Origin of the sequence: Dactylosporangium sp. NPDC051485 (assembly GCF_040682015.1) — a bacterium.
GTDB lineage: Bacteria > Actinomycetota > Actinomycetes > Mycobacteriales > Micromonosporaceae > Dactylosporangium.
This window is the reverse complement of record NZ_JBFAZW010000186.1, coordinates 1-12852: the sequence shown is the minus strand read 5'-3', so window position 1 is coordinate 12852 and position 12852 is coordinate 1. Positions and strand designations below refer to the sequence as shown.

Below are 12852 nucleotides of genomic sequence, written 5' to 3'. Positions count from 1 at the left end.
GAGGAGACCGGCGACCGGCTCGCCGGCGTCGGGGTGGCGGTGCCGGGAACGGTCCGCGGCACCTCCGTCGTGCAGGCCGCGACCCTCGGAGGGCGCGACGCCGACCTGGGCCCCCTCGCCGGGGGGCTGCCGCTGACCGTGGGCAACGACGCCTCGCTGGCCGGCGTGGCGGAGGCGCTGCGGGGCGCGGCCCGGGACGTACCGGTGGCGCTGCACCTGACCGTCGAGGTGGGCATCGGCGGGGTGCTGCTCGCCGGGGGCCGGCCCGTGCTGGGCGCGACCGGCGCCGGCGGCGAGTTCGGGCACGTGCCCTTCGGCGATCCGGCCCTCGCGTGCCCGTGCGGGGCCACCGGCTGCTGGGACGTGACCGTGGACGGCCGCGCGATGGCCCGCCGGCTCGGCCGCCCCGACCCCGCCGACCCGCGCGCGTTCGCCGAGCGGACCATCGCCGCGGCCCGCGCCGGAGACGCTCGCGCCCGGGCCGCGGTGCACGAGGCGGCGGCCGCCCTGGGCCGGGGCATCGGCGCGCTGCTCAACGCCCTCGACCCGGCGGTCGTGACCCTCGGCGGCCTGGGCGTGGACCTGCTGGACATCGCGGGAGCCGACCTGCGCGCGGCCGTACTGCGGGCCGCCATGGCCTGGCGCCGCGCGGCGCTCCCCCCGATCGTCCCGGCCGAGCTGGGCTCGCGGGGCCCGGCCATCGGCGCCGCCGAGTCCGCGCTGGCCGCCGTGCTGGCCCCGCTGACCCAGGCCCGGGTCACCGGCCGGTGAGGCGCACGTAGGCGCCGACCTGTGCACGGCAACGCGGCACATCGGGCGGGCCGATGCGAGAGCCGATACTGGGAGCCATGATGACCCGCCTGCTGCACCCGTCCCCCGGCGACCGTCCAGGTGGCACGCCGGTGACGACGCCGATCTACCAGACCAGCACCTACGAGCTGCCCCGCACCCCGGAGGCGGCGCAGATCGCCGCCGCGGTGGCCCCGACCGGCTACTACACGCGGTACGGCTCCCCGAACGCCGCCGAGGCCGAGGCCATGCTCGCCGAGCTCGACGGCGCCGAGCGGGCGCTGCTGCTGGGCAGCGGGATGGCCGCGGTGAGCGCCGCGCTGCTGTCCAACGTCCGCGCCGGCACCCGCGTGGTCGCCCAGACTAACCACTACACCGCCGCGCTCACGCTCCTGCGCGACGTGCTGCCCACGTTCGGCGTGGACGTCACGCTGGTGGCGCAGGAGAAACTCCCGGACGCGGTGGCCGGCGCCGACATCGTCTACGCCGAGACCCCGAGCAACCCGGCCATGGTCCTGACCGACCTGGCCGCCGTCCGCGCCGCCGCCCCGTCGGCCCTGCTGATCGTCGACAACACCTTCGCCACCCCGTACAACACCCGCCCCCTGCAACTGGGCGCCGACCTGGTCGCCCAGTCCGCCACGAAGTACCTCAACGGCCACAGCGACGTGACCGCGGGCGTGCTGACCGGCTCCGCCGAGCTGATCGGCCGGGCCTGGGAGACGGCCCGCGTCCTGGGCCCGGTCTGCCACCCCTTCGAGGCCTGGCTGCTGGCCCGCGGCCTGCGCACCTTCCCGCTGCGCATGGCCCGCCACAACGACAACGCCCAGCGCGTGGCCGAGGCCCTGGCCGCGCACCCCCGGGTGACGGCGGTGTACTACCCGGGGCTGCCCACCCACCCGCAACACGACCTGGCCCGCCGCCAGATGACCGGCTTCGGCGGCATGCTGGCCTTCACCGTCGCCACCCCGCAGGAGGCCCAGCGCGTCCTGCAGTCCACGGTCCTGGCCCGCAACGCGGTGAGCCTGGGCGGCACCGAAACCCTGATCACGCACCCCGCGTCGCTGATCTTCTCCCACGGCGGCACCGCCGACACCGTCGACGCGTCCCTGCTGCGCCTGTCGGTCGGCCTGGAGGAGCCGCACGACATCGTGGCGGATCTCCTGCGCGCCCTCGACGCCTGAGCGTCGTCACCGGGCGCTGGTCGTCAGTCGTCGTCCATGGCCGCCAGGCGCTCCCGCAGCCGGCGCGCCTGGGGCCCGCGGTAGGCCCGCAGGGTGCTCTGCAGGGTCCAGCGCACCTGCGGGTCGGGGTGTTCGGCGAGGTAGGCCAGCTCCTGGGCGTCCCCGCGGCGGCCGTGGGCGAGGTCGTACAGCACCTCGATGATCTCGTCGGCGTCGGCGGCCGTTTTCAGGCGGGCCATCAGCACGGACTTCGGGGGCACCGACGGGGGCGGGTCGAGCCGGTTGCGCAGCTGCGCCACCCGGTAGCCGCCGCTCGGGGCGCAACTGGCGCACGGCCGCCGGCCGTGGGCGTCGGGCTGGTACCGCCAGCCGACGCCCTGCGGCACGTCGCGCACCCGCCGCACCTCGGCGGCGGCGATGGCCCGGGGGACGAACACCTCGTGGCCGCGGGGGTCCTCGAGGGCCCGCACGACGGCGACCGCCTTCGCCGCCGTCACCTCGCGGTGCTTGCCGCCGTAGTGCCCGACCGTCACCGCCTCGGCGTCGGGCAGCCGCAGGTGGACGGCGACGAGGGGGCCGCCCTTCCAGCGGCGCAGCTCGCGCACCCAGCCGTAGGTGAGCGTGAACGAGGGGAGCACCGGCATGCAGTACACCCCGCGGCGCCCGTCCCGTCCGTGACTGCGCGCGGCGATGCCCGCGCGCTCGATCCGCCGCGCCGCCCGGGCCGTGGTGAGGTGCACGAAGTCCGCCATCACCGCGCAGCGTAGCGGACCCGCGTAATCTCAAGTCTTGGTTCAAGACCCGTATTGACGCCCGCCGACGCCACGGCTTAGCCTCCGATGGATCTGTAAACGAACCTCACAGATCACTTCGCGAACCCCGGACCCTGCCGCTACAGGGTCTGCCCATGGGAGGTAGGCACATGCGAAGATTCAAGTCGCTGGCATCCGCCGCGCTGGTCGCGTCGCTCGTCGCGACCGGCCTGGTTGTCGTGTCGGCACAGAGCGCGGCGCAGGCCGCGGTCGTGTGGAACGAGGACTTCAACGGCGCGTCGGGCCAAGGCGTCGACACGTCGAAGTGGAACTTCGACACGGGCGGCGGCGGCTTCGGCAACTCCGAGCTGGAGTACTACAACAGCGGCACCAGCAACGTGTACCAGGACGGCCAGGGCCACCTGGTGATCGAGGCCCGCCGGGAGAGCGGCGGGCGCACCTGCTGGTACGGCACGTGCCAGTGGACGTCGGGCCGGATCCAGACGGCCGGCAAGTTCACCCAGCTGTACGGCCACATCGAGGCCCGCATCCAGGTGCCCAAGGGCAACGGGCTGTGGCCGGCGTTCTGGATGCTCGGGGGCAGCAACTGGCCCACCGACGGCGAGATCGACATCATGGAGAACGTCGGGCGTGACCCGAACACCGTCTACGGCACGATCCACGGGCCGGGCTACTCGGGCGGCAGCGGGGTCGGCGGCACGCGCAACATCGGCCAGGCGCTGGGCAACGCGTTCCACACGTTCGCCGTCGACTGGTCGCCGAACCTCATCGTCTGGACGATCGACGGCTCGGAGTACTTCCGCGCGACCCCGGCCAACATCCGCGGCAACCGCTGGGTGTACGACCACCCGTTCTTCATCATCCTCAACCTCGCGGTCGGCGGGAGCTTCCCCGGCAGCCCGGACGGCAGCACGCCGTCGGTCAACCGCATGCTGATCGACTACGTGCACGTGAGCACGGACTCGACGCCCCCGCCGCCGACGGGCAGCACCAACGCCCTGCGTGGCACGGAGAGCGGCCGCTGCATCGACATCCCCTCGGCCAACCCGGTCGACGGGGCCCGCCTGCAGGTCTACGACTGCAACGGCTCCGCCGCGCAGCAGTGGACCCTCGGCACGGACGGCACCGTCCGCGCGCTCGGCAAGTGCATGGACGTCGCCGCCGCCGGCACCGCCAACGGCACGGCTGTCCAGCTGTACACCTGCAACGGCACCAACGCCCAGAAGTTCACCCTGTCGGCCGCCGGCGACCTGGTGAACACGAACTCGAACAAGTGCGTCGACGTCGCCGGCCACGGCACCGCCAACGGCTCCCAGCTGCAGATCTGGGACTGTAGCGGTGGCGCGAACCAGAAGTGGACCAAGGTCTGACGCCCTAACCTGGGGGGCGGTGGGGTTCACCCCGCCGCCCCCTTCGGCATTTCCGGCGACAGGGCGGGCGGCCATGGTCGCGCCGAGGTCCCGTGCACGCGGGACCAATGACTCTGTTCGGTTGTGGCGCAGCGGGGAAACCTGAGGTAGGCCCGCCGGACACGTCACTGTGGAGAGCACGATGCGCACACCCCAGACGCCAACTGTCAGCGGCCGGCAACGCGTGCTCATGCTCGCGCTGGCCACGATCGGATTCGCGGTCAACTTCTGGGCCTGGGCACTGCTGAGCCCCCTCGCGCCGAGGTTCAAGGACGCCCTGCACCTCACCTCGTTCCAGCAGGCCCTGCTGGTCGCTGTGCCGGTGGTGGTCGGGTCGCTGGGGCGGATCCCGGTCGGCGCGCTGACCGACCGGTACGGCGGGCGGATCATGTTCCCGCTGGTCTCGCTGGCCACGATCGTCCCGGTGCTGTACCTCGGCCTCGCCGGGCACACGTCCCTGGCGGGCCTGCTGATCGGCGGCTTCTTCCTCGGCGTCGGCGGCACCGCCTTCGCCGTCGGGGTGCCCTTCGTCAACAACTGGTTCCCGCCCGAGCGGCGCGGCATGGCGGTCGGCGTGTTCGGCGCCGGCATGGGCGGCACCGCGATCAGCGCGCTGAGCACCGTGAAGCTGGTCAACGCCGGCAGCACCGCCACCCCGTTCGTGGTCACCTCGATCGTCCTGGCCATCTACGCGGCGCTCGCCGCGTTGCTGCTGCGCGACGCCCCCGGGCGGGTCGTGCCGGCCCAGCCGCTGGCCAGCCGGCTGGCCGCCACCGTGCGGCTGCGCATCACCTGGCAGGCCGCCGTGCTGTACGCGGTCGCGTTCGGCGGCTACGTCGCGTTCTCGGTGTACCTGCCGGCGTACCTCAAGACCGCCTACGGGCTGGCGCAGGCCGACGCGGCCAACCGGATGGCCGGCTTCGTGGTCCTCGCCGTGATCATGCGGCCGGTCGGCGGCTGGCTGTCCGACCGCATCCCCGCGACCCGCGTGCTGGCCGTGTCGCTGGCCGTCGTGGCCGCCGGCGCGGTGCTGCAGGCGTTCACGCCGGCCCTGGCCCCGCTGGGCACGATCGCGTTCCTGTCCATGGCGGCCGCGCTCGGCGCCGGCAGCGGTGCCACCTTCGCCCTGGTCGCCCAGCGGGCGCCGGCCAACATGGTGGGCTCGGTCACCGGCGTCGTCGGCGCGGCCGGCGGGCTCGGCGGGTTCGTGCCGCCGCTGGTCATGGGCGTGGTCTACGAGCAGTACGGCTCCTACGCCGCCGGCCTGGCGGCGCTCACGGTGGTCGCCCTCGGCGCGCTGCTGCTGACCGTCGCCGTCGTCGCCCGCGGCACCGGCGCGCGCGGCACCCGCAGCGCCGCTCATGTGTGAGTACTGCGGCTGCCAGGCCGTTGCCGCGATCGACGAGCTGACCCGCGAGCACGACCGGGTGGTGAACCTCATGGGCGAGGTGCGCGCCGCGCACCGGGCCGGCGACGTGCCCCGGATGGCCGGGGTGGCCCGCGAGATCGCCGCGGTGCTCGGCCCGCACACCGAGGTGGAGGAGCGGGGCCTGTTCCCCGCCCTCGCCGGCGACTTCCCCGAGCACGTCGCGGCGCTGGAGTCCGAGCATCGGGTGGTGGAGGCGGCGCTGGGCGCGGCCGCGGACGGCACGCCCGCGGAGCCGGCCTGGCCCGAACACCTGCTCGAGGTCCTGGAGATGCTGCGCGAACACATCCTCAAGGAGCAGGACGGCGTCTTCCCGGCGGCGCTGGCCGGTCTGCGCACCGAGGACTGGGAACGGGTCGATGCGGTTCGGCAAGCGTTCGTCCCGGTTCGAGGCTAATGTGACGAAGATCCGTCTCTGACCGGAGGGAGGCCCCACCGTGGCCCGCAGGAGCGACTCGCCCGGGCTGGACAGCGGGCTGGCCGACGCGCTGGTCGGCACGCGCCGGTTCTTCACCCGCGGCGAGGTGTCGCCCGACCTGCGCACGCTGCACCAGATCGGCGGCAGGCAGGCAGACTCGTTCTACCGGGACCGGTGGGCCCACGACAAGGTGGTGCGCTCCACCCACGGGGTCAACTGCACCGGGTCCTGCTCCTGGAAGGTGTACGTCAAGGACGGCATCATCACCTGGGAGTCCCAGCAGACCGACTACCCGAGCGTCGGGCCCGACCGGCCGGAGTACGAGCCGCGCGGCTGCCCCCGCGGCGCCGCGTTCTCCTGGTACACCTACTCGCCCACCCGCGTGCGGTACCCCTACGTCCGGGGCGTGCTGCTGGAGCTGTACCGCGAGGCGAAGACGGCCAACGGCGGCGACCCGGTCGCGGCGTGGGCCGACATCGTCTCCGACCCCGAGAAGGCCCGCCGCTACAAGTCGGTGCGCGGCAAGGGCGGCCTGGTCCGGGCCACCTGGGACGAGGCCGTCGAACTGATCGCCGCCGCGCACGTGCACACCATCGGCGAGTGGGGCCCGGACCGCATCGCCGGCTTCTCGCCCATCCCGGCGATGTCGATGGTCTCCCACGCCGCCGGCGCCCGGTTCTACAACCTCATCGGCGGGGCGATGCTGTCGTTCTACGACTGGTACGCCGACCTGCCGGTGGCCTCCCCGCAGGTGTTCGGCGACCAGACCGACGTGCCGGAGTCCGGCGACTGGTGGGACGCCGGCTACCTCATCATGTGGGGCTCGAACCTGCCGGTGACCCGCACCCCGGACGCGCACTGGATGGCCGAGGCCCGCTACCGGGGCCAGAAGGTCGTCGCGGTCGCCCCCGACTACGCCGACAACGTCAAGTTCGCCGACGAGTGGCTGCCCGCCCAGCCCGGCACCGACGGCGCGCTGGCCATGGCGATGGGCCACGTGGTGCTCAAGGAGTGCTTCGTCGACCGGCAGGTGCCGTACTTCGCCGACTACGTGCGCCGCTACACCGACCTGCCGTTCCTGGTCACCCTCGACGACCTCGGCGACGGCGCCTTCCGCCCCGGCAAGATGCTCACCGCCGCCGACCTGCCCGGCGCGCTCGCCGAGAGCGAGCACGCCGCGTTCAAGACGGTGCTGCTGGACGACGACGGCACGCCGGTCGTGCCCAACGGCTCGCTCGGCTTCCGCTACGGCGAGGCCGGCGCCGGCAAGTGGAACCTCGACCTCGGCGACGTGCGGCCGCGGCTGTCGTGCGAGGGCGGCGAGGCCGTCGAGGTGGTGCTGCCGCGGTTCGACACGCCCTCCGGGGCGGCGGAGCCGGCGCGCCGCGGCGTGCCGGTCCGGCGCATCGGCGAGCACCTGGTGACCACCGTGTACGACCTGCTCCTGGCGCAGTACGGGGTGGGCCGCGACGGGCTGCCCGGGCGGTGGCCGTCCGGCTACGACGACGCCGCCGAGGCCTACACGCCGGCCTGGCAGGAGACCATCACCGGGGTGCCGGCGGCGGCCGCGGCCCGCATCGCGCGGGAGTTCGCGGCCAACGCGGAGGAGTCGAAGGGCCGCTCCATGATCATCATGGGCGCCGGGACCAACCACTGGTTCCACTCCGACACCATCTACCGCTCGTTCCTCACCCTGACGACGCTGACCGGCTGCCAGGGCGTCAACGGCGGCGGCTGGGCGCACTACGTCGGGCAGGAGAAGGTCCGCCCGATCACCGGCTACAGCGTGCTGGGCACCGCGGCGGACTGGTCCCGGCCCGGCCGGCAGATGATCCAGACCGCGTACTGGTACCTGCACACCGACCAGTACCGGTACGACCCCTTCTCGGCCGCCACCCTGGCCGCCGGCAGCGACGGTGGTGCCTTCGCGGGGCGCAGCACCGCCGACCTCATCGCCGCCTCGGCCCGGATGGGCTGGATGCCCTCCTTCCCGCAGTTCGACCGCAACCCGCTGGATCTCGCCGCCGACGCCGCGGAGGCCGGCGTGCCCGTCGCCGAGCACGTGGTGTCCGAGCTCAAGGCCGGGCGGCTGCGCTTCGCCTGCGAGGACCCGGACGCGCCGGAGAACTTCCCCCGCGTGCTCACCGTCTGGCGGGCCAACCTGCTCGGCTCGTCGGCCAAGGGCAACGAGTACTTCCTGCGCCACCTGCTCGGCACCGACCATGCCGTGCGCGCCACCGAGGCGCCGCCCGGGGCCCGGCCGCGCGACGTCGTCTGGCGGGAGCAGGCCCCGACCGGCAAGCTCGACCTGCTGCTGTCGCTGGACTTCCGGATGACGTCCACCACCGTGTACTCCGACGTCGTGCTTCCCGCGGCGACGTGGTACGAGAAGCACGACCTCAACACGACCGACATGCACCCGTTCGTGCACTCGTTCAACCCGGCCATCGCCCCGCCCTGGCAGACCCGCACCGACTGGGACGCCTTCATGGCCATCGCCCGCGCCTTCAGCGCGCTGGCCGGGCCGCGGCTGGGCACCCGCACCGACCTCGTCGCCGCGCCGCTGCTGCACGACACCCCGGACGAACTGGCCAACCCGCGCGGCCGGGTCGCCGACTGGAAGGCCGGCGAGTGCGAGCCGGTGCCGGGCCGCACGATGCCGAAGCTCGTCCCCGTCGAGCGCGACTACGCCGCGATCGCCGACAAGATGGCCTCGCTCGGCCCGCTGCTGGACACGCTGGGCGCGACCACGAAGGGCGTCACGTTCCGGGTCGAGCGGGAGATCGAGTACCTGCGCCACAAGAACGGCGTCGCACCCAACGGGCGGCCGTCCATCGCCCGCGATGTGCAGGCGTGCGAGGCGATCCTGGCGCTGTCCGGGACCACGAACGGCCACCTCGCCACCCAGGGCTTCCGGCAGCTCGAGCGGCAGACCGGGGTGCGCCTGGCGGACCTCGCCGCCGAGCACGAGGGCAAGCAGATCACGTTCGCCGACACCCAGTCCCGCCCGACACCGGTCATCACCTCGCCGGAGTGGTCCGGCTCGGAGGCCGGCGGCCGGCGCTACTCCCCGTTCGTCATCAACGTCGAGCGGCTCAAGCCCTGGCACACCCTCACCGGCCGGCAGCACTTCTACCTCGACCACGACTGGATCGCCGAACTCGGCGAGTGGATGCCGACCTACCGCCCGCCGCTGAACATGCACGCCCTGTTCGGCGAGCCGGCCGTCGGCGAACTCAACGACACAGGCCTCGCCGGTGAGGACGCAGCCGGCCGGCGGCGGCCCCGAGAACTCGGCATCACCGTGCGGTACCTCACCCCGCACAACAAGTGGTCCATCCACTCCGAATACCAGGACAACCTGTTCATGCTGTCGCTGTCCCGGGGCGGGCAGACCATCTGGATGTCCAAAGAGGACGCGGCGAAGATCGGGGTGCGCGACAACGACTGGATCGAGGCGGTCAACCGCAACGGCGTCGTCGTCGCCCGCGCGATCGTGTCGCACCGCATGCCGGAGGGCACCGTCTACATGCACCACGCCCAGGACCGGCTCATCGACGTGCCCCGCACCGAGACCAACGGCCGGCGCGGCGGCATCCACAACTCCCTGACCCGGCTGCTCATCAAGCCGACACACCTCGTCGGGGGCTACGCGCAGCTGTCGTTCGCCTTCAACTACCTCGGCCCGACCGGTAACCAGCGCGACGAGGTGACCGTGATCCGGCGCCGCTCCCAGGAGGTGGAGTACTGATATGCGCGTGATGGCGCAGATGGCCATGGTGATGAACCTCGACAAGTGCATCGGCTGTCACACCTGCTCGGTCACCTGCAAGCAGGCGTGGACCAACCGCACCGGCGTCGAGTACGTCTGGTTCAACAACGTCGAGACCCGCCCCGGCCAGGGCTATCCGCGGCGGTACGAGGACCAGGAGACCTGGCGCGGCGGCTGGACGCTCAACCGCCGCGGCCGGCTCACCCTCAAGGGCGGCGGGCGCTTCAAGAAGCTGCTCACCATCTTCTCCAACCCGAAGCTGCCCGCGATCGACGACTACTACGAGCCCTGGACCTACGACTACGAGCAGCTCACCAACGCCCCGCTGCAGGAGCACACGCCCGTCGCCCGGCCCAAGTCCCTGCTGTCGGGCAAGGACATGAAGATCTCCTGGTCGGCCAACTGGGACGACGACCTCGGCGGCTCTCCGGACCACGGCGACAAGGACGTGCTGCTCAAGGGCATCGCCGACAAGGTGCGCTTCGAGTTCGAGCAGACCTTCATGTTCTACCTGCCGCGTATCTGCGAGCACTGCCTCAACCCGTCCTGCGCCGCCTCCTGCCCGTCCGGGGCGATCTACAAGCGCGAGGAGGACGGCATCGTCCTGGTCGACCAGGACCGCTGCCGCGGCTGGCGGATGTGCGTGTCCGGCTGCCCCTACAAGAAGGTGTACTTCAACCACCGCACCGGCAAGGCGGAGAAGTGCACGTTCTGCTTCCCGCGCGTCGAGGTCGGCATCCCCACCGTGTGCTCCGAGACGTGCGTCGGCCGGCTGCGCTACATCGGCCTGATGCTCTACGACGCCGATGCCGTGCTCGCCGCCGCGTCCACGCCGGACGAGCACGATCTCTACGAGGCCCAGCGGCGGGTGTTCCTCGACCCGAACGACCCGGCGGTCGCCGCCGAGGCGGAACGGGCCGGCATCCCGCGGGACTGGGTCGAGGCGGCCCGGCGCTCCCCGGTGTACGCGCTCATCAACACCTACAAGGTGGCGCTGCCGCTGCACCCGGAGTACCGCACCATGCCCATGGTCTGGTACATCCCGCCGCTGTCGCCGGTCGTCGACGTGGTGCGCGACACCGGCCACGACGCCGAGGACCGCGGCAACCTGTTCGCCGCCATCGAGGCGCTGCGCATCCCGGTCGACTACCTGGCCCAGCTGTTCACCGCCGGCGACCCGGCCCCGGTCGACGCCGTGCTGCGCCGCCTCGCCGCGATGCGCTCCTACATGCGCGACGTCAACCTGGGCCGCGACCCGGACGAGCGCATCGCGGCCGCCGTCGGGATGAGCGGGGAGCAGGTGTACGGCATGTACCGGCTGCTGGCCCTGGCGAAGTACGACGAGCGGTACGTCATCCCGCCCGCGCACGCCGAGCAGGCCCACTCCCTCGAGGAACTGGCCACCGGCTGCTCGCTGGACTACGAGGGCGGCCCGGGCATGGGCGGCTCCGGCCCGTTCGGCGAGTCCTCCGGCGGACCGGCCCCGATCGCCGTGGAGAACTTCGCGATGCTGCGCGACCGGCAGACCACCGACACGATCGTCGACCCCGCCGACAAGCCGCGCCGGGTCAACCTGCTCAACTGGGACGGCAAGGGCCGCCCGGCGGGCCTGTTCCCCGACCGCGCCGGCGACGACGGGCAGCAGCCATGAGGGCGCGGCCTGGCAGGCCCAGTCGCTCGTGCTGGCCTACCCCGACGAGCAGTTCAAGGCTCACCTGGACCTGGTCCGCCGGGTCGCCGCCGCGCTCGGCGGGCCGGTCGGCACGGCGCTGGGCCGCTTCGCCGAGCACGCGGCGCGCACCCCGCTGCCGGAGCTGGCCGCCGACTACGTCGCCACGTTCGACCACCGGCGGCGGTGCTGCCTGTTCCTGACGTACTACACGCACGGCGACACCCGCAACCGCGGCATGGCCCTGCTGCGGCTCAAGCAGGCCTACGCCGCCGCCGGGCTGCGCCTGACCGACGAGGAGCTGCCCGACCACCTGGCCGTGGTCCTCGAGTACGCCGCCGCGCAGCCAGACGCCGGTGCCGCCCTGCTGGTCGAGCACCGGGCCGGCCTGGAGCTGCTGCGCGCGGCCCTGCACGACGCCGGCTCGCCGTGGGCGGACGTCCTGGACTCGGTCTCGGCTACGCTGCCTCCGCTCGGTGACGAGCGCACCGCGATCGCCCGGCTCGCCGCCCAGGGCCCGCCGGCCGAGCAGGTCGGGCTCGCCCCGTTCGCCCCGCCCGAGTACATGCCACAGGGAGTCGCTCGATGAACGTCCTGCTGTGGATCGTCGTGCCCTACATCGCGCTCACCGTGTTCGTCGTCGGGCACATCTGGCGGTACCGCTACGACAAGTTCGGCTGGACGACCCGCTCCTCCCAGCTCTACGAGCGCCGGCTGCTGCGCCTGGGCAGCCCGATGTTCCACTTCGGCATCCTGCTCGTGGCGGCGGGCCACGTCGGCGGCCTGCTGATCCCGGAGTCGTGGACCGACGCCGCGGGCGTCAGCGAGGCCGCCTACCACGCCGTCGCGGTCGGCCTCGGCACCGTGGCGGGCTTCCTCACCCTGGCCGGCGCCGCCATCCTCGTCTACCGGCGGCGCACCGTCGGCCCGGTCTTCTCCGCCACCACGACCAACGACAAGATCATGTACGTGCTGCTCGTCGGCGCGATCCTGCTCGGCCTCGGCACCACGGTCCTGGGCAACCTGACCGGCGACCCGCACGACTACCGCCAGACCGTCTCCCCGTGGTTCCGCTCGATCTTCTACCTGCACCCGCAGCCGGACCTGATGGCGGCCGCGCCCATCGGCTTCCGCCTGCACGCGCTGGCCGCCTTGGTGCTGTTCGCGTTCTGGCCGTTCAGCCGCCTCGTCCACGTCTTCTCCGCCCCGCTGGGCTACCTGACCCGGCCGTACATCGTCTACCGCAGCCGCGACCGCCAGCTCGGCGCCCGCCCGGTCCGCCGCGGCTGGGAACGCGTCCAATGACCACGCCCGCCCTGCGCACCGGCCCCGCCGCCGTCACCGACCTGGCCTGGCGGGACGCCCGGGAGGCCGCCCGCCGCGCGGAGCCGCTGCCGCCGCAGCGGGTCCCC

10 protein-coding genes are annotated in these 12852 nt (G+C 73.0%); 9 read left to right on the top strand and 1 reads right to left on the bottom strand.

The window, feature by feature from the left end; genetic code table 11:
• Both AB0M46_RS49405 and AB0M46_RS49400 read left to right on the top strand, forming a co-directional pair.
• Window positions 1-771: ROK family protein (locus AB0M46_RS49405; protein ID WP_363348353.1), on the top strand; the 771-nt coding region annotated here is incomplete at its 5' end.
• Window positions 772-848: 77 nt separating this feature from the next.
• The gene (locus tag AB0M46_RS49400; RefSeq protein ID WP_363348351.1) at window positions 849-1973 is read left to right on the top strand and encodes a PLP-dependent transferase; all 1125 of its coding nucleotides are present in this window, start codon (window positions 849-851) and stop codon (window positions 1971-1973) included.
• A 23-nt stretch (window positions 1974-1996) separates the two neighbouring features.
• On the opposite strand, the gene AB0M46_RS49395 is transcribed toward AB0M46_RS49400, so the two are convergent.
• On the bottom strand, window positions 1997-2725 hold the full coding sequence (locus AB0M46_RS49395; RefSeq protein WP_363348349.1) for a HEAT repeat domain-containing protein: 729 nt from the start codon (window positions 2723-2725) through the stop codon (window positions 1997-1999).
• Between the two features lie 170 nt (window positions 2726-2895).
• Between AB0M46_RS49395 and AB0M46_RS49390 the strand changes: the two genes are divergently transcribed.
• The 7 genes from AB0M46_RS49390 (at window position 2896) to narI (ending at window position 12745) form a co-directional block, all read left to right on the top strand.
• On the top strand, window positions 2896-4116 hold the full coding sequence (locus tag AB0M46_RS49390; protein WP_363348347.1) for a family 16 glycosylhydrolase: 1221 nt from the start codon (window positions 2896-2898) through the stop codon (window positions 4114-4116).
• A gap of 181 nt (window positions 4117-4297) precedes the next feature.
• The gene (locus AB0M46_RS49385) at window positions 4298-5524 is read left to right on the top strand and encodes an MFS transporter (protein WP_363348345.1); all 1227 of its coding nucleotides are present in this window, start codon (window positions 4298-4300) and stop codon (window positions 5522-5524) included.
• Window positions 5517-5978 (top strand): hemerythrin domain-containing protein, encoded by a 462-nt coding sequence (locus AB0M46_RS49380; RefSeq protein WP_363348343.1) that lies wholly within the window; start codon window positions 5517-5519, stop codon window positions 5976-5978. Before AB0M46_RS49385 ends, AB0M46_RS49380 begins: the two co-directional genes overlap by 8 nt.
• A gap of 91 nt (window positions 5979-6069) precedes the next feature.
• Complete coding sequence (locus AB0M46_RS49375; RefSeq protein WP_363348355.1) at window positions 6070-9750, top strand: nitrate reductase subunit alpha; 3681 nt, start codon at window positions 6070-6072, stop codon at window positions 9748-9750.
• Between the two features lies 1 nt (window position 9751).
• Complete coding sequence (narH, locus tag AB0M46_RS49370; RefSeq protein ID WP_363348341.1) at window positions 9752-11422, top strand: nitrate reductase subunit beta; 1671 nt, start codon at window positions 9752-9754, stop codon at window positions 11420-11422.
• Between the two features lie 28 nt (window positions 11423-11450).
• The gene (narJ, locus tag AB0M46_RS49365) at window positions 11451-12029 is read left to right on the top strand and encodes a nitrate reductase molybdenum cofactor assembly chaperone (RefSeq protein ID WP_363348339.1); all 579 of its coding nucleotides are present in this window, start codon (window positions 11451-11453) and stop codon (window positions 12027-12029) included.
• On the top strand, window positions 12026-12745 hold the full coding sequence (narI, locus tag AB0M46_RS49360; protein ID WP_363348337.1) for a respiratory nitrate reductase subunit gamma: 720 nt from the start codon (window positions 12026-12028) through the stop codon (window positions 12743-12745). Before narJ ends, narI begins: the two co-directional genes overlap by 4 nt.
• Window positions 12746-12852: the final 107 nt, after the last annotated feature.